The 23,284-nt window shown below is 39.9% G+C and carries 13 protein-coding genes; 11 read left to right on the forward strand and 2 right to left on the reverse strand.

The genetic code is table 11. The features are described from left to right. Positions 1-1,200 (reverse strand): DUF6786 family protein, encoded by a 1,200-nt coding sequence (locus ACEQ81_RS15630; RefSeq protein WP_411031846.1) that lies wholly within the window; start codon positions 1,198-1,200, stop codon positions 1-3. Positions 1,201-1,225: 25 nt separating this feature from the next. Then, positions 1,226-2,218: a Gfo/Idh/MocA family protein gene (locus ACEQ81_RS15635; protein WP_411031847.1), complete on the reverse strand. Its 993-nt coding sequence runs from the start codon at positions 2,216-2,218 to the stop codon at positions 1,226-1,228. A gap of 303 nt (positions 2,219-2,521) precedes the next feature. Here ACEQ81_RS15635 and ACEQ81_RS15640 point away from each other — a divergent pair, with 303 nt between their 5' ends. The 11 genes from ACEQ81_RS15640 (at position 2,522) to ACEQ81_RS15690 (ending at position 23,284) form a co-directional block, all read left to right on the forward strand. Further along, positions 2,522-5,458 (forward strand): SusC/RagA family TonB-linked outer membrane protein, encoded by a 2,937-nt coding sequence (locus ACEQ81_RS15640; RefSeq protein ID WP_411031848.1) that lies wholly within the window; start codon positions 2,522-2,524, stop codon positions 5,456-5,458. 57 nt (positions 5,459-5,515) lie between these two features. Further along, positions 5,516-7,141: a RagB/SusD family nutrient uptake outer membrane protein gene (locus ACEQ81_RS15645; RefSeq protein ID WP_411031849.1), complete on the forward strand. Its 1,626-nt coding sequence runs from the start codon at positions 5,516-5,518 to the stop codon at positions 7,139-7,141. A 128-nt stretch (positions 7,142-7,269) separates the two neighbouring features. Beyond that, the gene (locus tag ACEQ81_RS15650; protein WP_411031850.1) at positions 7,270-9,366 is read left to right on the forward strand and encodes a glycoside hydrolase domain-containing protein; all 2,097 of its coding nucleotides are present in this window, start codon (positions 7,270-7,272) and stop codon (positions 9,364-9,366) included. Between the two features lie 23 nt (positions 9,367-9,389). Beyond that, positions 9,390-11,441: a glycosyl hydrolase 115 family protein gene (locus tag ACEQ81_RS15655; RefSeq protein ID WP_411031851.1), complete on the forward strand. Its 2,052-nt coding sequence runs from the start codon at positions 9,390-9,392 to the stop codon at positions 11,439-11,441. Then, positions 11,438-13,732: a GH92 family glycosyl hydrolase gene (locus ACEQ81_RS15660; RefSeq protein WP_411031852.1), complete on the forward strand. Its 2,295-nt coding sequence runs from the start codon at positions 11,438-11,440 to the stop codon at positions 13,730-13,732. The genes ACEQ81_RS15655 and ACEQ81_RS15660 overlap by 4 nt, the downstream gene beginning before the upstream one ends. A gap of 158 nt (positions 13,733-13,890) precedes the next feature. Next, on the forward strand, positions 13,891-14,988 hold the full coding sequence (locus ACEQ81_RS15665; RefSeq protein ID WP_411031853.1) for a phosphatidylinositol-specific phospholipase C1-like protein: 1,098 nt from the start codon (positions 13,891-13,893) through the stop codon (positions 14,986-14,988). A gap of 153 nt (positions 14,989-15,141) precedes the next feature. Further along, the gene (locus ACEQ81_RS15670; protein ID WP_411031854.1) at positions 15,142-15,378 is read left to right on the forward strand and encodes a hypothetical protein; all 237 of its coding nucleotides are present in this window, start codon (positions 15,142-15,144) and stop codon (positions 15,376-15,378) included. Continuing rightward, positions 15,368-17,206: a metallophosphoesterase family protein gene (locus ACEQ81_RS15675; RefSeq protein WP_411031855.1), complete on the forward strand. Its 1,839-nt coding sequence runs from the start codon at positions 15,368-15,370 to the stop codon at positions 17,204-17,206. The genes ACEQ81_RS15670 and ACEQ81_RS15675 overlap by 11 nt, the downstream gene beginning before the upstream one ends. Before the next feature lie 25 nt (positions 17,207-17,231). Then, entirely contained in the window at positions 17,232-21,296 is a 4,065-nt protein-coding gene (locus ACEQ81_RS15680) for a two-component regulator propeller domain-containing protein (RefSeq protein ID WP_411031856.1), read from the forward strand. 144 nt (positions 21,297-21,440) lie between these two features. Further along, complete coding sequence (locus ACEQ81_RS15685) at positions 21,441-22,253, forward strand: SDR family oxidoreductase (protein WP_411031857.1); 813 nt, start codon at positions 21,441-21,443, stop codon at positions 22,251-22,253. Between the two features lie 164 nt (positions 22,254-22,417). Continuing rightward, the gene (locus ACEQ81_RS15690) at positions 22,418-23,284 is read left to right on the forward strand and encodes an inositol oxygenase family protein (protein WP_411031858.1); all 867 of its coding nucleotides are present in this window, start codon (positions 22,418-22,420) and stop codon (positions 23,282-23,284) included.

The following is a 23,284-nucleotide window of genomic DNA, read 5'->3' on the forward strand; positions in this document are numbered from 1 at the left end:
TTACTTTTTTTGATGTCCGAGTTTTGTCAGATCAAAACCTAAAACCTTTTTCGAAATGGCATTTAAAGCCTCAAAATCTCCCTCAAAATGATAGGTTTTATGAATATGTTTTATGCTTTCATTTTGCTTCAATTCTTTGGCTGGCGACGAAGATTCCAATTCATAAAATGGACCAAGTTGACTGCCGTCTTCCAGGGGGCCATCATTGTATGAATTTATAACATCCCCGCCGTACGGGTTCTCCTGTAATTTCCAGAGTGAATTTACATAAGTTGAATCACCGGAAAAAGAATACTCTATTACCGTAAGGATTTTTTCGTCACTGTCATAACTGCCAAATTTTGGTAAGACATTTTGTGGGGGTAATCCAATTTTTGACCTATATTTCCCATCGCCCTTAAATAACACGGTATTATCAACAATTTGTAGTCTATCTGGGCCAATTTCACCAAAATAGCTGGTGTTCAATGCTAAAGAGTCTTTATATGGGACAATGACCGTAGTACTTTCGGAGGGGAGAAACATACCCAGAATCCAAATGGACAAAAGCCCTTGCTGCTTACTCCAGGCCTCGGATCCGCTGTTTTTCATTGTATTTTCGGATTGATATCCCACAAACTGTATTTTATCCCCCAGTGCTATATCCAGATTTTTTTCGATGTTTGGTTTGCTAAATATGGATACGTTCCTTTCAATTTCAATATCAAATACAGTTCCACTGTAATTTTGCAGATTCATCTTACGGGTAAAATGTGCTACGGTATCATTGCTATGCACAAGGGTAAATGCTTCGGTATCTATTTCCTTGGGTGTAAACCAGTTTTTCAATGTAAAGTCATCACCCTTTCTAAAGAAAATTGAAAACTGACCCCCTTCTGGCCCCAGCCAAAATCTATCTTCACCGCCAAAAGCATTGATATGCTCTTCAAACTTATTGGCGGCAATAAGATCATAGTTGATCCAACCATAGCTCTTTCCGTTCATTCCATTTGATGTACTTGTCATTACGCGACCCTGATAGTCCGCAACCACGGAAATCTGACATAGATCGTTGTTACTTTTAAGCACAATGGTTTTTTTGTGCTTGTTTAAGTACTCCAAATCATATCCAAATGTACCCTTTACGTTTTTTTTGTTGCTACAACCGTTTAAGAAGGTTGCGCAAACTAGCAGTGTAACAATAGGTGTTATATTCTTCATGTAGTCATTATTGCATATGTTAATCCTAAATACCAAGTATTTTGTCCATTACCCAACTTGTATGGGTCGCCGTACGCCCGTTTGAGGGGTGATCGTAGTTTTCTTCCAAAAGATGTTTTTTCATGTTTTCCACATGATAAAGCTGAATATTTTTTGGATTTTCAATAAAAAACTCTTGTTTATCACCATTGCGCTCCAAAATCAACGGATTTTCTTCAAAAACAGAAAATTGCACTTTGCCTTTACTTCCAAATATTTCTACCCGATCTTCTTTATCCTCACAACCAAAATTCCAACTTCCCGTTCCGGTTACGCCCCCTTGGTGTACCCAGCAAGCAGCAACCGCATCTTTTGCCAAATATAGTTGTTGTTGATTAAGGCTTAACCCAAACACCTGCTGTATATCCCCTAATAGAAAGATAAATAGATCAAGGCCATGACTGGCCAAATCATCAAAATAACCACCGGGAGCAACCTTAGGGTCTGTACGCCAGTTATAGGTCCCGGATAAATCCGTGGCATTTGGAGCTTTGTTCAGACACCAACTTATGTGCCTAATTTCACCAATTTCGTTGTTTTTTAACCATGTGTTCACTTGGTTAAACCGGGGCAAAGAGCGCCGATAATAAGCCACAAATAAAGGGATGCCCTTATTTTTGAACGCCTCATGGATGGCCAAACTATCCGTATGGCAAGGAGACAGCGGCTTTTCTATACAGCAAGGTTTTCCCGCCTCTGCTACTTTAAGGGCATAGTACCTGTGGGTGTCCGGAGGGGTGGCTATGTAAACCGCATCAATTTCATCGTCAGCAATTAATTTCTTCGCACTGGTATAGTGTTTAGCTATGTTATGCCTTTTGGCATAGTCTTTTAATTTATCCGGATCGCGTCTCATAACGGCCGTTAGTTCAAAACCATCCGTTTGTTTATAAGCGGGGCCACTTTTAACTTCCGTAACATTACCACAACCAATAATACCCCAACGAATTGGAGCGGAAAATTTAATGCTGTCTGCCATGTAAATGTGTTTTTAACAATTTGATTGTGCTTCTAATCTAATGGATTTTTAATAGTTTCAAAAGTATTGGTAGTACCATATATAAATTTTCTTCAATTCACTATATTCACGTTTAAAATATCCTGGTTGCATTTTACTTTTCCCTAACGGACCATCTTCTATTAAAATGTAAGAAAAGTAATCACATGTTGTGTTTATATCCAAGTTTAAACAATCTATCCATCTTTTTGAATAGTATGTCCATCTACCAAAAATGATATAGTGGTACGTTTGAAGCAACTAAAAATAACAACTTAAATCAAAATGAAAAAACTTAAACTTTTATTGGCACTCCTTGTAATGGGTGTATCAACTGCATCTTGGGCGCAAGCACAAGTTACGGGGATCGTGGTAGATAATGCGAATGTACCACTTCCTGGAGCCAATGTTGTAGAAAAAGGCACAACGAACGGTGTTGTGACGGATTTTGACGGAAATTTTGCTATTTCGGTAAACGATAGCAATGCTACCCTTGTAGTTTCTTACATAGGGTTTGAGACTTCGGAGATTGTTTTGGACGGGTCTTCATCGTACACGGTTCAATTAACATCTTCATCCACAGGCTTGGACGAAGTAGTGGTAATTGGATATGGTGGCGTAAAATCAAAAGATTTAACAGGTTCTGTTAAAGTCATTGGTGCCGAAGATTTCAACAAAGGTATTTCAAATTCGCCAGGTCAATTATTACAAGGTAAGATTGCCGGTGTTAATGTAACAACAGGTTCTGGGGAACCTGGAAGTGCTGTAGACATCAACATTCGTGGGGTAAATTCAATAGGTAGCTCCAGTAATCCCCTGTTTGTGGTTGATGGTGTTCCTTTGGATGGAGGGTCATCTACTACTGATGGTCTTAGTGGTGTTGGAGGAACTTCAAGACCAAAAAGTCCTTTAAACTTTTTAAATCCTCAAGATATAGAGAGCATTACCATATTAAAAGATGCTTCTGCTACGGCAATTTATGGTACTAGGGCATCCAATGGAGTTGTGCTTATACAAACCAAAAAAGGAAAGATAGGTAAACCAAAGGTCACCTTCAGTTCATCAAGAGGCTTTGCTACGGTAGCTAGAGATGTTGACGTGCTTAGTGCCAGTGAATATCGCGAGCAAACGGCGCGTTTAGCTCCTATATTAGGTAGGGATCCGGCTTCCTATATTGATGCAGCAAATGCTGATACCGACTGGCAAGATGAGGTTTATCAAACAGCTCAAATAAGCAATTACAATTTAGGGTTTTCTGGCGGAGCTGGTACAACAACATATAATATATCATTGGGTTATTTAGATCAGGAAGGAGTAGTGCAAACTACAGGGCATGAAAGTGTTACTGGAAGAATAAATATAGGCACTTCACTATTGGATGACCGATTAAAATTTAGGGCTAACCTTGCCGTGGCCGACCTTACGGACGAAAGTCAGGCTTTAGGAAGCGTGATTACCGGGGCGCTTAGAGCCAATCCAACAGCTGCAGTTTTTGGTGCTGAAGGTGAAGTAACTACAAGGGCGGGTGCTACGGACAATCCTGTTTCATTTTTTGATTTATATCGCGATAGAGCTGAAAGCAAAAAAGTTTTGGCTAACTTCACTACTACCTATACTATTATTGATGGCTTGGATTATAAGCTCAACTTCGGTTACGAAAACTCGGATACAGATCGTTTTTTCAGGCTGTTCAATAATTCTGTTGATGGAGGAGACCAAGGTCAGGATCAGGTTACGCAAGATTCAAGAGAAGATTCTAATATATTAATAGAGAATTTTCTAACCTATGCAAAAAGCTATGACAAATGGAATTTTGATGTTCTTGCCGGTCACTCATATCAGACTTTCAACAATACCAGTTTAAGGATTCAACAGTTTGATTTTAGTACCAGAGAAATTGATCCAATTTTTAATTTAGGAATTGCTCAAGGAACCCCTATTATAGCAACGAGCAATACGGAAAGAAAGTTGCAATCGTTCTTTGCAAGGGTTAACACCAATTTCTTAGATAGATATCTGATAACTGCATCGCTTAGGGCGGACGGATCTTCAGTATTTGGTGACAATAATAAGTATGGTTATTTTCCGGCGGTTGGATTAGGATGGAAAATCAATGAAGAAGAATTTCTTGCAGATTCTGAGGTGTTTTCCAATTTAAAACTAAGACTAGGTTGGGGACAAACAGGTAATCAAGCCGTTCCGGTAAGGGTTACGCAGGCCTCTTTTGATACGAGCTTTGATAATAGCTTTACATTTGATGGAACAACGGTTATTAATGGTGTAACAACAACACGAACACCTAACCCAGATTTAAAATGGGAAGTTACGGAACAATACAATGTAGGACTTGATTGGGCCATATTGAATGGTAAAGTTAGCGGTACATTTGATTATTTTAATAAAAGCACTACCGATCTCTTCTTGGAAGTTTCTGCACCAGTTCCTTCCTTGGTAGGTACTATTTTTATAAACTCAGAGGCAGAAATCATTAATAAAGGTTTTGAATTTGCATTAAATGTAAATGCTATTAGAACAGATGATTTTTCGCTTGATTTTTCAGGTAACATATCATTTTTGGATAATACCATTGAGGGACTTACAACAGATTTGTTTGTTGGAAATATTAACGGCCCCGGGGCATCAGGGGAAAATAGTAGCATTTTTACCAATGGAGAATCTGCGGGATCGTTCTTTTTACCTAGATTTCAAGGATTCGATAGCGATGGTGTAGAAATAATATCAGATCCTGAAATAGTAGGAGACGCATTACCCGATACAGTTTATGGATTTAACATTAACGCATCGTACAAAAGCTTTGATTTAGCATTGGGCTTTAATGGTGTAGGTGGCATAGATATTTTTAATAATACGGCAAGGGCCTATTCCAGTGCAGCGTCTTTGGGGCAAAACGGGAATAATATTTTTAGGGAATATCTTGATGTTAACGAAAGTCCATTGGTTGCCCCCGTTTCTTCATCTAGGTACGTTGAAGATGGTTCATTCTTTAGATTGAACAATGCCACCTTGGGCTGGAACATCGAAAACAATGGTTTTCTTGATACTTTAAGAGTATATGTTACAGGGCAAAATATTTTTGTGATAACCGACTATACAGGATATGACCCTGAAATCAATACAGGCGGCGAGAATGTCTATGGCGTAGACTTTGGGGGTTATCCACGTCCTCAAACCTTTATGTTTGGCCTTGACCTTTCTTTCTAATTTAAAAATGGGAAAGCAATATAATTTATAAAAGAAATATATAATACAAGATAAGATATGAAAAAACAAGCTATTATTTTCAGCATCATATTGACTGTTCTCTTCGGATTTCAATCATGTGATATCGAAGAAGAAATTATCGACGAAGCCCTAGGTGAGGATTTGTTGACCAATGCTGATCCATTAAACCTTTTGGCCCCAGCATACAATAATATGCGAAGAGTTTATGGGCATCGATGGTTTTTTGCTTTACAGACCTTTTCAGCAGATGAGGGCATGGTACCCACTAGACAAAGTGACTGGTTCGACGGAGGTACTTTTCAGGAACTACACAGACATGATTGGGGCCCTAATCATCGCTATACAAGAGAGACATTTGAGCATGTTGTATCAGGATTGGCCAGCGCAACTCAGGCAATTGATTTCTTAGATGCCGGCACACAAGAGCATGCCGAAGCCGTAGGTTTGTTGTCACATTTCATGTGGGTGGCTTTGGATGCATATGGTCAGGTGCCATATCGAGGCATTACCGAAATTAATTTTAACACGGACCCTCAAATCCTTACAGGGGCTGAGGCCGTAAGTACCATCATTGAAAACTTGGAATCGGTTATATCCAACCTTCCTACCGGGAAAAATACGGTTCGTTTTACTCAAGACGCCGCAAAATCACTTTTGGCAAGGGTGTATTTAAACAAGGCAGTTTATGAGGACAGATATGCCTCTAGCTTTTCTTTCTCCAGTGAAGACATGCAGAAGGTTGTTGATCTTACCACTGAGATAATCAATAGTGGGGCACATTCTTTGGAAACAGATGATTATTTCAGCATGTTCGACCCAGACAATGAAAATCACCCAGAAATCATATGGTCAGTAAAGAACGAGAAAACTTCTCTACGAATTGGAGGCAGAAGCGTTTCAAGGAACACTACCAATGGGCTATCTAGGGGTCTTCTTTATGTGGTCGATGGCGGATTTGAAACGGGTTCTGATGCAGGATGTACGTTACCAGGCTTTTTAGACACATGGGACTCAGCTAATGACCCTAGATTTTATAAGGAAAACTATCCTAACGAATTAGGTACCATACCATTGTCTGATTATAAAATGAACAGAGGGTTTCTTGAAGGGCAAATATATGGTCTTAACAACGATAGTGGAACACCTATAATTAATGATGACGGTACTATTGATATTGTTCCGGTTCAACTTTGGACCAGAGATGAATCGATGGCAAATCATACAAGGGAAGTGAGTTTAATTGCCGAGAACCAATCCGTAGGCGTGCGAGTTTCAAAATGGAGCATAGATGGTTTAGGCTCAAACAGAGATGATACCGGTGTTGACATAGTGGTGTTTAGGTTGGCCGATATATATTTAATGCGGGCAGAAGCTCAATTACGATTAGGATCGGGTGATGCTTTAGCCGATGTAAATGCCGTTAGGGTTGCACGTGCTGGTGATGGTTTTGCAATAGGCAGTGCTACTCTGGAAGATGTTTACAATGAACGAGGTTTTGAGTTCTACTGGGAGTATCATAGAAGGACCGATCAAATCCGATTCGAGACCTGGGAAGACGTTTGGATAGATAAAACGGATTCTGACCCTAATAAGAGATTATTTCCAATACCCCCTGGACCATTGGCACAAACACCAGGTCTAGAACAAAACCCTGGATATTAGTTTAGTTTTTTGAGTTAGTTTAATTTATGATGTACGGGCAGGTATACTTTGCCTGCCTGTATTATCTATCTTCTAATCCTTTTTGGCATATAGATGCTAACCCGTTGTTAAAACGTAATTGAACGAAATTGAAAATTAAACCTGCCATAGTCCTTCTTTTTTTATGTTCGTTCTTCATCTTAACGGATTGCAGCGATGCACCCGAAAAAAAAATCACCGAAATAGGCATGGATAACTCGGTTTATGTAGATCCTTTTATAGCCACTTCGGACGACCACGGACAGACAGACGTTGCAGCAGCACCTCCTTTTGGTATGGTTAAACCAGCTCCCGATACTCATCCAATTGCACATTCCGGATACGATTATAAAGCACAGAAAACAACGGGCTTTTCCAATACAAGGTTTTCTGGTGTAGGTTGCCACGGTGTTGGGGGGCACATTAGGGTATTGCCTTTTGTAGTAAACCAAGATACCATAATACCCACGGAAATAGGTCTTAACAAGGCTTCCGAAATAGCCAGGCCCGGATATTATGCCGTGGGCTTGGATAATAATATTAAGGTGGCATTATCGGCTACAAATCAAATAGCATATCATAAATATACCTTTCCAAAATCCGATCGCTCTGGCCTTACAGTTAACTTGGCAAGTTCTTTTGCTGAATTCAATTATGAAAAACATAAGGTATCAAAAGAAGGATATATAACAGGTGAACTAAGTGGGGCCAATGTTTGTAACATGGGCCAGTATAAATTCTATTTTGCTATTGCCACTAACAAGGCACACACCCTTGTTTCCGATACCACCTCCGTAGTTACTTTTACCTTCTCCACGGTAGCGGCGGAAGAAGTCCTTTTTTATTGTTCCCTGTCGACTATTAGTCCTGAAAATGCCCTGGTTAAATTGGTAGAAGGCAAAAAGGCATCGTTTGAGGAAGTAAAAAAGAGTGCCGCTTCCAAATGGAGAGAGCTGTTAAACACTGTGGAAGTAGCAGGTAACGACCCTTCCCTAAAAAGAACGTTTTACACCAGTCTGTACCATACGTTGCAATCTCCTTTTCTTATCAACGAGCAAGATGGCAGTTACAGAGGCAGCGATGGTAAGACCTATAATACCCAACAACGGCTCCATTATCATGGGTGGTCTGTTTGGGACACTTTTAGAACAAAATTACCGTTGATTTCATTCTTGTTCCCCGATAAGTACAGCCATATGGTTCAATCCATAAGCGCACTGTACAAACAGGGAAAGGCCAATTGGGCCACGGATCACGAACCTTTTATTACCGTTCGTACGGAACATTCCGTTGTAGTATTGTTAGAGGCCCTTCAAAAAGACCTATTGCCCTATAACATTGCCGATTTATACAGTCACTTACAAGACGAGGCACAAGCATTACCCTTTGAAACGCCCGATAATATCTTAGAATCTAGTTTGGATCTTTGGGCCCTTTCGGAAATTGCCAAGACCTTAGGCAAGGAAGAAGATTATAAAAAATATAGGCAACAGGCCTTCGATTATAAGAAGATCTGGAAGAAAAAATTTATGATAATGGATGATAAATCCGATATTATGCATGGTGATGGACTTTATGAAGGCACGCTTTGGCAATACCGCTGGTTTGTCCCTTTCGATATAGAGGGCATCCAAGATTTAATGGGTGGCAAAGACAGTTTTGAAGAGCAGCTAGATTATTTTTTTGATGAGGAACTTTTCAACATAGGTAATCAGCCAGATATTCAGGTACCTTATTTATATGCATATACCAACGCTGCTTGGAAAACCCAGCTACGGGTAAATGCAATTTTGTTGGACACAACCAACAATTGGTATGGTACGCATAAAAAGCTTAAAAAACCTATGCGTAGGAAAATATTCCAAGATACCCCAGACGGCTTTTTAAAGGAAATGGATGATGATGCCGGGACCATGTCCGCTTGGTACGTTTGGTCCGCAATGGGCCTCTATCCTGTTTTTCCAGGAAGCACCAATATGGTGATCGGCCGACCTATATTTCCCAAAATAACCTTGCATTTAAAAGAGGGCGACTTGGAAATAAGGACCAAAAATTTCTCGGATAGTGCCCGATTTATCCAAGAAGTAACATTTAATGGGGTAACGAACAATTCGCCCTTTATAGATTTCAACGATTTGGTAAAAGGGGGAATACTCGAAATACAACTTGGCAATCAACCTAATAAAGATTGGGGAACCCTAAACTAGTGGGCGGTATTAAAAACAACAAGATGAAAACAAAAAACTATATCCAAATTCTTTTTTCCGTGTGTTTGTTTTGGTCATGCTCGCAAGGGAAACCAGATAACACTTTTTATATTGTGCAAGGGGCGGCTGTTGATCAGGTAGAGAAACAAACCGTTGTTGACTTGAAAATGGATATTGAAAAAGTATCGTCTGCAAGTGTAACGATACTGCTAGAAACGGAGACTTTACCATCAGATGGTACTCTAATCATAGTGGGCACTCCAAAGTCTAACAAGCTACTGGCAACTTTGGTCGCATCGCATAATATAAGACTTTCTACAGCCATTCCCGGGCCTAGAGGTGGCATTTGGACCCAGGCCAAGTTACCCACAGGACAAACTGCCATAATCTTGGGAGGTTCGGATGTACAGGGATTACAGTATACCGTTTATGACTATGCCGAAGAAATCTTAGGCGTGGATCCTTTGGCATATTGGACCGGAAAAGAACCTTCCAATACGGGAGCGTTAGATTTGTTCAATTTTGAAAATAGAACCATTGCTCCACCCAAAGTGCCCATTTTGTGCTACTTCGAAAATGATGTGGACGAGTTGGCCAGTTATAGGGGAAAGTTATTGGAATATGATTGGGAAAGTTTTACCGAAATGGTGAATTCCTTGGTAAGATTAAGATACAATGCAATTCATTTTTTTGATATGATGGGTAGGCCCGAGTTTTTTATTCGCCCAGAATACATAGACCTAAACCCAGATTATAAAATGGATATTTCCTATTTGGAGAAAATGATGGACTATGTACATAGTAAGGGCATGAAGATTCAGGTAGATTTTGGTCTCGGATATCAGTTTTATGATTTTCCCGAAGAAAAGGCCAGCTGTTGGTCTAGCTATAAAGATGATTGGATTGCGGCTTGGCGGTATTATTTGGAAAAGACCCCTTTGGCAAAAACCGATATTTTTAGTTTAAGGCCACGGAATCAGGTTTGGGATTGGGAGTATGAAAGTACTTGTGGGGAGGATAAGATCCAAGTATTCAATGAAGTTTATAAAGCCTTCGGAGATGTGGTAAGTGCCCATAACCCCAACGCGATTAAAGTTTTGATATGCTATGCCGATGGCATGCGCATGTTCAACGAAGGACTTAGTCCTCCAAAAGATTGGTTGGTAGCATGGTCCGATGATGGTTTTGGCTCTTTTAAATTTAAACCAGAAGATACCAAGGGTTTTGGTTTTGGCACCTACATGCATGCAGGCTTCTGGTTAAACCATACTGTGCACAATCCGTACCCTGAGCGGGTAGCTACTGTTATGAAGGGCATGTTCAACGACTATGATGCGGATAAATATTGTATGGTAAATGGTCAGAACTTTAGACCCTACTTACTTAATTTGGAAGCATATAGTGAGGTTTGTCGCGACCCGGAAAATTTTGATGGAGCGGAATTCTATAAATCCTGGACCTCACATTATTTTGGTAAGGTGGCTGCGCCATATGCCATAAACTCAATGAAGAACTTACATAAGGCGCAAGAAGGACATGCGGGGTATGTACAGCATCTTTGGGAAATTAGGGAGGCCGTGTCCTACCTGTCCAATGCCCCCATAGAAAGACCGGGGAAATCACCGGTACCCTACGAATATCGTAGGGTGGCCAATGATCTGGAAAATGTTAGGGCTACTAAAGCTCTTATTGCAATGGCCTTGGATGAGGCCAAAAAAGGTTTGGACGTATTGGAAGGTGATAAAGATTTTTACTATTCTTATATTTATTTGCCCGCGCAATTGTATTCAGATTTAATTGCCTTTGAGACATCACTGCACCAAATGTCTAAGTTAAAGAAAGCTTTTGAAGCTTCTGGAGACCCTGCTAACCTAAAGGAGGCATTGGTGTTATTGAAAGATGCCGGCACTGGGTTGGATCAAATTTATGCGAACCGGCTAGCTGGAGATAAGAATATAAAATGGGATCGCTGGTACGATCCGGCAATTCGGAGGCCCAATAATGGTTTTCCAACGAATGAGATGTTGGAGGCAATATCCCAAAACTTAAACCTACTTCTAAACAAGACAAAATGAATATGAACAGAGTGCTCGTATCGTATGGCTTTATAATATTTTTGTTCGGCGCTTGCAACAGCACTGTTCAACAAGAAAACTACGATAGTGAAGCAAAATCTATCTATACCGATCTGGTCTATCCGCAATTGGATACCGAAAATTCGCGCTGGTTTTTTTTCACTTCTGCCAGCAGGCCTTTTGGCATGGTCAATTTAAGTCCGGACACCAAACTTGGAGGTACATGGGGTAGTGGGTATCGGTATGAAATAGATACGATAAAAGGGTTTAGCCATATCCACGCCTGGCAGCTTTCCGGCCTGTCCGTAATGCCCGTTATCTCAAAAAAAGAACAGAAAGAAGCAATATTTACCGATTATTATTCAAAGTTCGATCACAATAAAGAAGACGTAACTCCCGGTTATCATTCCGTAGTACTTCAACGTTATGGTATAAGGGCAGAACTTACCAGTACCAAGAGGGTTGGTTTTCATAAGTACACTTTTCCTAAAGAAGAAGAGGCAGAAATTTTGTTTAACCTAAACGGACCTTTGGGGCCTTGTAAAATTATAGATGGTGTTTTAGAACAGACCGGGACTACCACCTTAAGCGGGCAGTTTACTATTGCACCAACCAGTCGCAGACCAAAAGCCAACGTAGTCTTTTTTGAAGCAACTTTTGACACTCCTATTTTAGGCTTGGACCGAGACAACAAAACAGGCAATTATTTGTTGAATTTGGGGCAACTAAACAAGGCGGTAAAAATGAAAGTTGCCATATCCTATACGTCTAAGGAAAATGCAAAATTAAATCTGGTTTCAGAATTGGGGCATTGGGATTTTAATAAGGTTGTTCAGGAGTCAAGATCCGAATGGAACGATTTGTTGGGAAGGATCCAAGTAGAAGGAGGTACGAAAACAGATAGACGTAGGTTTTACACCGATCTTTGGCATGCCATGCAAGGCCGAAGGACCATTAGCGATGTAAACGGCGCCTATCCTGATAATACGGGGGAGACTTTTAGAATAGGTCAATTACCCTTAACGAAAGACGGTAAACCCGCCTTTAACCATTATAATTCTGATGCTTTCTGGGGTGCCCAATGGACCATAAACACTTTATGGGGTCTTGCATATCCCGAGATTAAAAAGGAATTTGTACAATCGCTCCTTCAATACGGTACGGACGGCGGTTTAATTCCGCGTGGGCCTTCGGGAGGAAATTACACTTATGTGATGACCGGGGCATCTAGCACCCCCTTTATTGTAAGTGCCATTCAACAGGGGCTTATTACCGAAGATTTGGAAGCTATTTACCAGGCACTCAAAAAAAACCATATGCCCGGCGGAATAATGGAAAAATCTGGTTACGAGCATGATACCAACCTAGGTGGAGGGCTTAGTCATTATTTGGAAAATGGCTTTGTACCCTATCCAATTCCTGAGGGCAAGTTTGGTGGCCATCAAGATGGTGCAAGCCTTACTATGGAATACGCGTATCAAGATTGGGCCCTGGCACAGTTGGCCAAAAAACTAGGGTTGTTAGCAGATTATGAATACTTCTCAAAAAGAGGGCAGAACTATAAAACCGTTTTTGATAGTGCTTCGGGCTGGATGCGGCCTAAGAATGTAGCAGGTGTTTGGAAGGAGGATTTTGATCCTTACCTTTATGAAAATGGTTTCAACGAATCTAACGGGGCCCAAGCCACATGGTTTGTACCACACGATATTGAAGGGTTGGCCCAGCTAATGGGAGGTTCCGCAATGGCAGTCGACAAACTAAATACCCAGTTTGAGCAAGCGGAAAAACAAGGTTTTACAGCAGGAACTTCCCATGATCTGGAAATGCATCCCGAAAACAGCAGAATTCCTATCAACTATGGAAATCAGCCCTCCATACAAACCGCTTTTATTTTCAACAAACTAAATCGCCCAGATCTCTCACAGTATTGGTCCCATAAGGTTATTAAATCTGCTTTCAGTGGTCTTTCCCCAAGTACCGGTTACAACGGAGATGAAGATCAAGGGCTAATGGGCAGTTTATGTGTACTAATGAAAATTGGGTTGTTCCAAATGACCGGAGGCCTGGAAGATGACCCCGTGTATCAACTTGGAATTCCAATTTTTAAAAAGGTAACCATCAACTTAAGGAATGGTAAAACAATTCAAATAAGCACTGATGGTAATGACCAAGAGCAATCGCTAAACGAAATGGAATGGAACGGTTCTGTTTTGGATGTTAACGAACTTGCTCATTCTCAACTGAACGCGGGTGGTACTTTGAAAATAAATAAAAAAGATAGCTTAGAATAGGACATAAATTAAATTATAGAATCTGAAATTAAATTGTATACAAAATCTGTAAGGTGTAAAGCAAATTTTGAGCATGGAGAAATAGGGTAATCATACAAGCAGCTCCCAATAAAGGTTGAGGTGATTTTTATTAAGGTGAAAATTAATAAAAGAAAAAAATGATCAAATTAAAAGTAAATATCATTAAAATGGGGTACCTATGGGTAATGGCCTGTTCTGTACTAATGGTATTGGGCGCTTGTAAGAAAGAAAAAATAAACCTGAACCAAGTACAGGTGATAGGCAGTCATAACAGCTATAAAATTGCCATTGAAGAGCCTCTATTAGATTATTTATATGAGATTGATTCCTCAAAGGCACTGGCCTTACAATACGATCATCCAACGATTGCCAAACAATTGGATCTTGGCCTTCGCAACTTAGAGTTGGATGTTTTTTATGATCCTGAAGGTGGTTACTATAGTGATCCCCATGGATTAGAACTTGTAAAACAGAGGGGTGCGGAAGCGGCGCCCTTTGATTTGCATGGCGATCTAAAAAAACCAGGCCTAAAAATGTTTCACATCCAAGAAATAGATTTTAGAAGTCATAATTTACTATTTAAAGAAGGCCTGAAAGAAATAAAAGATTGGAGTGATAGGCATAAAGATCACTGGCCCATTTTTATTTTGATAAATGCTAAAGACTCCAAAATCCCCAATACACGGGACCCTTTTAAATTTGATAACGAAGCTTTGAACAAAATTGATGAGGAAATTAGAGAGGTTTTCAAAGGCGATCGATTAATTACTCCAGATGCAGTGCGGGGTCATTACAGTACTTTGGAAGAAGCGGTGCTGCATAACAACTGGCCACTACTAAAAAAAGTAACGGGAAAGGTCCTTTTTGTCTTGGATGAAAATGAAGAGAAGATCGGAAGGTATCTAAAGACGTATCCCAATTTGGAAAATGCGGCCCTGTTCGTTAATCGCAAAGAAGGTAATCCTGAGGCAGGATTCCGAATAATCAACGATCCGGTGAAGGATCACGATTATATAAAGGAATTGGTATCCCGGGGATATATGGTCCGTACGCGTGCAGATGCCGGTACTAAAGAAGCTCGGGGAAATGACTATCAACGTTTTGAGAAGGCCAAATCGTCCGGAGCACAAGTAATTTCCACAGATTATTACATACCTACCAGATTATTTCCCTCTAAGTTTCAGGTGGTTTTGGAGGGCGGTGGTTACCAAAAACTAAATGAAAATCAAAAATGATCAAAAAACGATTTCTTCTTTTTTTGACGTTTGCCGGCACCATATGTGCCTTTGGCCAGGAATTTAATATGGTAACAAGTGAAGGTACAACACCCATTGTGCTAGATAGAAATGATCCTAAGGTGGTAGAAATTGCCGCAAAAATGTTTGCCAGTGATTGTAGATTTTCAAACTTACGGACGTAGGGAAAAATGGAAGCAAAATGTATTGCGAAATGCGGCCATGCGTACCGCTAAGCAAATTGTGGACCGGGCAAGAAAACATACCCTAAAAATTTGGATGGTAGGCCCTGGGTTAATGTTAGACAAAATTCGGATAGATTTGGGGGGGCGGAAAAAAAGTTACACCTTCCCCAAACAGATGAAAACAGAAGCATCAGATGAAAAATAGATATTATTTCAGTTGTTTTTTTGTTTGTTGCCTTTTTTTTGCGGCCTGCAATAGCAGTGCTAATAAGACCGCTCAGCCTATTACCATAGCTTTTTTATCTGATGTGCATTTGCAAGACATTTACGGGGAGTTTTTAGAATCTGATTTCGTGGGGGTCAAGAATCCTAAAACGGAAAGATATAATACGATTAGGACCATGGAGGCGCAACTTAGATCTACACGTCTTTTCAATGAAAACTACTTCGCTTTTATAGCTGCTTTGGAAGATATTGTTGCCAAAAAAATAAAACTCGTTGTACTTCCCGGTGATTTCAGTGATGACGGTCAACCTATGAACATTAAGGCGTTAAGAAAGATTTTAAACGAATATTCCGAAACGTATGACATAACATTTCTGGTAATTACGGGAAATCACGATCCGGTAAGACCGTTTAGCATACCAGCGAAAAAAAATGATTTTTTAGGTGAAGGTGGAAAGGAACAGGTAATAATGAGCAAACCCAGCATGGTTGTGGTGGATGATACCTTAACGCAGCATAAACCCATTGTTGACCAGGCCATTCAACAATGGGGCTATCTAGAGATCTTTTCAGAATTAAGGGCATTTGGACTTTATCCGAACAAAGAATTCACCTATTGGAATACCCCTTTTACGAACTATACCTATAAAGATTATAATCTGGACAAAGCCAAGCAGTTTGGAGATTTGGACAACCGTAAGTATACAATTCCTAACAGCAACATTTCTTTACCGGATATGAGTTATGTAATACAAGTAGGGGAGCATGTTTGGCTTGCAGGCATAGATGCCAACGTATACCTACCCAAAAGTGTAAATGTAGATTCTAAAAGTGATGAACAAGAATTTCTTGGGGCAAGTATTGGTTATAATTTACTTCTAGAGAACAAAGGATATCTATTGAAATGGATAGAGGAAATTGCCTTGGAAGCTCATGAAAATAATAAAACACTAATAAGTTTTAGCCATTATCCAATGTTAGAATATTTTGATGATGCTGGCAAAGAGATGGTTGCGCTTTTTGGAAAGGATAACATGCAGTTGAACCGTGTTCCCCGCGAAGAGGTAGGAACTCAATTTGCCGATGCAGGTCTTCAGGTACATATAGGAGGGCACATGCATCTCAATGATACCGGAATGAAAAAAACAAAAGCGGGCAATGTTCTTTTTAATGTTCAGGTACCTTCCCTGGCGGCCTATCCGGCGGCCTACAAAATTTTGACGGTAACCCAAGACAGTTATATCGATGTTGAAACGGTAATCTTGGATACCGTGCCTAACTTTAAGGAACTCTTCTCCATGTACGAACAAGAGCATGCCTATCTCAAAAATAACAACCCTGATGGGCTATGGAACAAGGATATTCTGTATGCCAAGACGTATCAGGCCTATTCTCAAGAGCATTTGAAAGAGCTGATAAGACTTCGGTTTTTACCAGAAGATTGGCCCAAGGAGCTAACCGATCTTATACTTGAAAAGAATGGAAAAGAAATAGCTCAAATGGCAATGACCACAAGTTCTGTAACATTGGAAGCGCTTACCGGAAATGAAGAATTTACAATTGTAGATTTAAAACAATGGTCGGGTTTTGATATGATATACGATTTCTACCGCCTAAGAAATGCAGATCAACTTGCCATAATTGATATTGGAGAAGCGAGGATTGCCCAGTACTCTTTTGTTTGTGGACTTTTGGAAAAGACAAATGATAAAAATTTGGTGCTATGGGCAAAAATCTTTCAAAAATTCATGAACGGATTGCCCTCCGATAATTTTAGGATCGATTTAAAGCGAAAAGCAATTTATTAATATTCATAATATTAAGTACATTGTTATGATGGATATTTGGCCCACATGTAGTAAGATACGCTTGTTGTTAGTAATAGCAATAGGCATGGTGTGCGTACTTAACGCCCAAAACATTAGATTGGAGCATTATAATGAGCGCAACGGATTATCCCATAACTCCGTACGCCATATTATCCAAGATAGTAAAGGTTTTTTATGGCTTGGCACGTTTTCTGGCCTCAATCGTTTCGATGGGTACGAATTTAAGAACTACAGAAGCACTTTTGCCGTTCCCAACGAGTTGCAAAATGACGATATTACCGCATTGGAGTATGATAGTGGGACAGAAAAACTATGGATCGGGACCAGGAATGGCCTTTCGGTATTCAATATTAAGTCGCACAGGTTTCATACTTATTTGCCAGAAAAAGCCAACCCCAATAGTCTGCCAGAATCCGAGATACGATCCGTGCATTTAGATACTTTTAATCGGGTTTGGGTGGGTACCAAAACTATGGGACTTTATTTGTTGCACATAGATGAAGATCGTTTTGAAAAGGTACCCATTGATGATTTTGCCTATGTAAAGGAAATTATACAAGATAAAAAAGGGCGTATTTGGGTAGGAAGTTATGGAGAGGGCGGCGTGGCCAGAATCACTTTAAATCCCAAAGGGGCTATCGTGCATATCAAAAATTATACGCTGCAAATTCCAAATTCGGAAAAAGTAAATCCCTATGTAAATTTTATATATGAAGATGAAGGGGAAGCTATTTTTGTAGGTACTAGGGAAGGGCTCTACAAATTGAACAATGACAATGAAGATTTCAAAAACCTCTATATAGAGAACAAATTACAACGAGAGAGCCTTGGACCCTATTTTTTATCCATTGCAAAATCTCCCGAAGGTAGCTACTGGCTAGGAACTTTGGGAGGCATTCTAATTTGCGATAAACTGGAAGATGTACAGACAGGGAATTACCGCAGGTACGAGTCTGTTTTGTCCGATGATACTTCTTTGGTGGATAATTTGGTATCAGCGCTTTATTTTGATACCTCAGGAGTACTTTGGATAGGCACGGAAGATGGTTTGGATAAGTACGACCCCTATGAGAACCAGTTTATCCTTAACAGGGATATATCTTTCCATATCGGAAATAAAGCTCCTAGGATACGGGGTTTTTCGCAGACCCAAGATGGTAAGGTGATCGCGGCTACCAGGCACAATGGTCTTTTTATCTCGGAAGGCGATAGCTTTAAACCTTTGTACAAGGGCAATTACGATATTGCCAGTATTTTCACCATTGATGGCAATCGTTTTTATTGCGGTCTTTGGAACGGTAAGATTATGGCATATGACTATGCCAAGAACAGCTCAAAGCTCATAAACTTAGGGAGGGTACGATCGCCGGTCGTGGCCTTCGCCGACCTAGGTGATAATTTACTGATGGCCGGATCTTTTGGGGAGGGTGTAAGGGTTATCAATACAAATACCGATAGCATAGAATCCAGATTTGGAACCATCTTACCAGGATATCAAATTAATGAGATTGTCATAGGCAAGGAAAATAATATCTGGTATGCCACGGAGACCGGTGTTATGAAGTTTAATACTGAGAGCCTAGAGATACATGAGTATGGGATAAACCCAGAGGACAGCGCCTACGGATTGCCTCATGTGAACGTAAGTGACATAGTCTTGGGGCCACAAGGGAGTTTGTGGGCAGCTACACGTTTGGGTTTGGCGGTTTATGATGCTACCGAAGATGCCTTTAAAACGGTGCTTAAACCCAATGAGTTGCAAGGACAATGGATTACGGATCTGGTAGCGGGTACAAACGGTGATCTTTGGTTGAATATGAACAACAATAAAGTAGCGGTTTACAATCAACAGAATGAAAAAGCTAATTTTTACGATGTAGATAGTGGCAACCGACTGGACGTTTTCAGCTCTAGCGGGTTTTATAGGACGAGGGAGGATAAGATCTTTTTGGCAGGTAAAAATGGAATCATCCATTTTGCCCCTTATGAGATTAACGAGAATCCATGGACTCCAAAACCGTTTATCACAGAGTTTAAGGTACAGAATAAGGAACTTGTGCCCGGTGTTGTTACAGACGGTTTAAAAATGTTGTCGGAAGACATTAACTTTTCCAATACCGTTACCCTTAATTACAACAACAGTAATTTTGCCATCAAATTCTCATCACCCTCCTATGCCGATGAAGGACTTAACAAATATCAATACAAATTAGAAGGTTTTGATGAAGATTGGATTACTACTAATAGCAATTCCAGGACGGTGCAGTATACCAATTTGTATCCGGATGATTATACTTTTAAACTAAGATCTAGCAACCGAGACGGATATTGGGGAGAGGAAACTGCATATTTCATTAAGGTTAAACCCCCATTTTGGCTTACTTACCAAGCCATCTTTCTCTTTCTGGTCTTTGCATCATTGATTATATATCTAATTCGGAGAGAAGTAAAGGGAAGGAGTAGATTACGGCAAGAATTGGTTTTAGAACGGGTTAGGCGAGAGCGTGATGAAAAATTGAATAACGAGAAATTACGTTTTTTTACAAATATATCGCACGAACTACGAACTCCATTGACCCTTATCCTTGGCCCTGCCAAACAACTGATAGAAGAGGTAGAAGCCCATGGTACAGCATTTCAACAAAAAAGGCTGGGTCTTATTCACCAAAATGCAAATCGGCTTTTAAATTTGGTAAATCAAATATTGGATTTTAGAAAAGCACAGACGGGCCAGCTAAAATTAAAGGTGTCACAAACCGATATTCTTAAATATACAAGAACTATTTTCAATTCTTTTCAAGAGTTGGCCAATAACAAAAACATTCATTTTTATATGAATGCCGAGGAAGAAGAAATAATAGGGTGGATAGACATGGATAAATATGATAAAATTATCTACAACCTACTTTCCAATGCCTTAAATTTTACCCCGAGGTATGGAAGTGTGGATCTTTTTATTGGATTAAAAGACGGAGAAGAAAATACGCTTATCGTAGAAGTAAGCGATGATGGCATTGGAATACCCATGGAAAGTCAAAAAAAGATTTTCAAACGGTTTTATCAAGCTTCCAACAGCAAAGAAAATAATACGGGTACAGGAATAGGACTGTCCTTGGTGAAGTCGCTCTTAAAACTTCACAAAGGTAATATAGCCCTGGACAGTGCGCCCAATAAGGGAAGCATATTCCGCGTAGAAATACCCATTAACAAGAATGCATACCAATCGGAAGAGGTCTTTGAGTATCATAAGGAGACCAAAAAAGATGAGGTAGGGTCGGTACAGGTACTGGCAGCCAAAAAAATAATTCAGAGTACGCACCTTAAAGAGAAAGTTTTAGTGGTAGAGGACAATGCGGAGTTAAGGAAGTATTTGGTAGATTATCTTACGGATTACTACAAAGTGTACGAAGCGGAGAATGGGGAAGACGGCCTTAAAATATGTAGACAGATAAAACCGGTGCTGTGCGTTTCGGACGTTATGATGCCCGTTATGGACGGACTGCAATTCTGCAAAACGCTTAAGAACGATGAATCTATTAGTCATATCCCAATCATTTTGTTAACTGCTTTGGGAGAAAATGAAGATAAGATCAGTGGGTATAAATTAGGGGCCGATGGTTATTTGGTAAAGCCATTTGACCCTTCTTTGCTTAAGACAAGGATTGAAAACATCATAAAATCTAGAAACGATCTAAAGGTTAAATTTTCCGAAGATGTTGAAAGTCCGGTAAGCCTTCTTGCCCATTCGCCCATTGATGAGGTATTTATGACCAAAGTTACTGCCCTGATTGAGCGTGAGCTGAATAGTGTAGACCTAACCACCACATATTTGTGCAGGGAAATGGGCATGAGTTCTTCCAAATTATATCGAAAAATAAAGGAATTAACAGATTTGGCACCCAATGAGTTTATTAGGACCATCAGACTTAAGAAATCGTTTAAACTGCTAAAATCCAAAAAATATAATGTGTCCGAAGTAACCAATTTAATAGGATTTAATGACCCTTTATATTTTAGTAGGTGTTTTAAAAAGCAGTTTGGGTTTCCACCTAGCAATCTTATAAAATAGGATGTTAAATGGGGATGTGGAGGGGCTTTTTAAGAATGTCCATGTTTTTGATTTATTAATCCATTGGTGAAATCGATTAAAACAGTACTATTGGGGTATTAATTGGTTGTAACCCTCTGGTGGTTTTCAATAAATTACAAATTAATGAATACGTTTAGCGTTAAGGATAAAGTAGTAGTTATTACTGGTGGTGGTGGAGCCTTAGGTGGGGCAGCGGCAAAAAGCCTGTCTGGCGAAGGTGCCAAAATTGTACTGTTGGACAGAAATGAGAAGGCGGTAGACCAATCCATAAATGAAATCAACACTAAAGGAGGAGATGCACTAGGTTTTGGTTGTGATGTGCTGTCCGAAAACTCTTTAACCGAGGTAAAAGATAAGATTGTTGAGCGTTTTGGCCGTATAGATGTACTCTTAAATGCTGCGGGTGGCAATTTACCCGGCGCCACTATCGGTGAAGACCAGACCATTTTTGATTTGTCTATTGAAGATTTTAAGAAGGTGACGGATTTAAACCTGAACGGTACCGTAATTCCTTCCCTGGTTTTTGCAAAAGTAATGGCCAACCAAAAAGCCGGTGCCATAATCAATTATTCCTCAATGACTGTGCAACGTGCCATAACCAGAGTGGTAGGATATTCCGCTTCCAAGGCAGCTATGGAAAATTTCACAAGATGGATGGCCGTTGAAATGGCAATGAAATTTAGTGGCAATATCCGTGTAAATGCTATAGCACCAGGTTTTTTTATAGGCAATCAAAACAGGAACCTATTGTTAAACCCAGATGGTAGCTATACATCACGGGGAGAAACGATTATAAAAAATACGCCAATGGGCAGGTTTGGTGAGGCAGAGGAACTTAATGGGGCAATTCATTTTTTATGTAGCGAAGCATCGCGATTTGTAACCGGGGTTGTAATTCCCATAGATGGCGGTTTCAGTGCATTTAGTGGAGTATGAGCAGGTAAAAAATAAGGAGTGAACCATTAAAAAGGAAAATGGAACATGCTAAACATAGTATACCTATATCATTGACATTTAGCAAGATTAATGTAATTTGTAAGGCGATAGGGCAAGTAACCCGATACTTTTGAGACGTTGTTCAATAATAAAAGAGGAAATCAATGAAAAAAAATGCTGAAAATAACCCTATGGAGAATATAGACGACTGGGAACACGACTTACTTAATCGTTATCCAGATCCAGAGGAGATAAAGGAAAAAGAGGAGTTCCGGAATTATGTAGATTCGGAACGTGTAGATACGGTAAAGGAATTTTATCGGATAAACCATAAAAATCAGACCTACGATTTTGTAAAGAAAAAGGAAGCCGAATTTTTAAAATTTGATAAACGGGAAATGTCGATATGGGATGCTGTCGATTTCTTAAATACTTTGGTAGATGATAGCGATCCGGATATAGAGTTAGACCAGTTGCAACACCTGTTACAGACCTCGGAGGCTATACGTGCCGATGGTCATCCAGATTGGTTTGTGTTAACCGGGTTTCTTCATGATCTAGGCAAGGTACTATGCCTTTTTGGAGAACCGCAATGGGCAGTTGTAGGCGATACTTTTCCGGTAGGCTGCGCATTTTCCGATAAAATAGTATACCCAGAGTTCTTTAAGGAGAATCCAGACTATGATAATTCATTATACAACTCTAAACTAGGAGTTTACAAGGAGAAATGTGGCCTAGACAATGTTACCATGAGTTGGGGACACGACGAGTACTTGTATCAAATTATGAAAGATCATTTACCAGACGAGGCGCTCTATATGATTAGGTACCATTCTTTTTATGCGCAACACAGGGAAAACTCCTATGATCATTTAATGGACGATAAGGACCACGAAATGTTCGAATGGGTGAAGAAGTTTAACCCTTATGATCTTTATTCCAAGGCCCCTGTACCACCAGATTCCAAAGCCTTACGTCCTTACTATGAGGATTTGGTCGCTAAATATTTACCCGAGACCCTAAAATTTTAA

Origin of the sequence: Spongiimicrobium sp. 3-5 (genome assembly GCF_046557915.1) — a bacterium.
Classification (GTDB): domain Bacteria; phylum Bacteroidota; class Bacteroidia; order Flavobacteriales; family Flavobacteriaceae; genus JBHEBG01.

Bases quoted from the DNA above. Each gene is read 5' to 3' on its own strand.
- ACEQ81_RS15630 (WP_411031846.1), bottom strand. From the start codon at position 1,200: ATGAAGAATATAACACCTATTGTTACACTGCTAGTTTGCGCAACCTTC.
- ACEQ81_RS15635 (WP_411031847.1), bottom strand. From the start codon at position 2,218: ATGGCAGACAGCATTAAATTTTCCGCTCCAATTCGTTGGGGTATTATT.
- ACEQ81_RS15640 (WP_411031848.1), top strand. From the start codon at position 2,522: ATGAAAAAACTTAAACTTTTATTGGCACTCCTTGTAATGGGTGTATCA.
- ACEQ81_RS15645 (WP_411031849.1), top strand. From the start codon at position 5,516: ATGAAAAAACAAGCTATTATTTTCAGCATCATATTGACTGTTCTCTTC.
- ACEQ81_RS15655 (WP_411031851.1), top strand. From the start codon at position 9,390: ATGAAAACAAAAAACTATATCCAAATTCTTTTTTCCGTGTGTTTGTTT.
- ACEQ81_RS15660 (WP_411031852.1), top strand. From the start codon at position 11,438: ATGAATATGAACAGAGTGCTCGTATCGTATGGCTTTATAATATTTTTG.
- ACEQ81_RS15665 (WP_411031853.1), top strand. From the start codon at position 13,891: ATGATCAAATTAAAAGTAAATATCATTAAAATGGGGTACCTATGGGTA.
- ACEQ81_RS15675 (WP_411031855.1), top strand. From the start codon at position 15,368: ATGAAAAATAGATATTATTTCAGTTGTTTTTTTGTTTGTTGCCTTTTT.
- ACEQ81_RS15680 (WP_411031856.1), top strand. From the start codon at position 17,232: ATGATGGATATTTGGCCCACATGTAGTAAGATACGCTTGTTGTTAGTA.
- ACEQ81_RS15685 (WP_411031857.1), top strand. From the start codon at position 21,441: ATGAATACGTTTAGCGTTAAGGATAAAGTAGTAGTTATTACTGGTGGT.
- ACEQ81_RS15690 (WP_411031858.1), top strand. From the start codon at position 22,418: ATGAAAAAAAATGCTGAAAATAACCCTATGGAGAATATAGACGACTGG.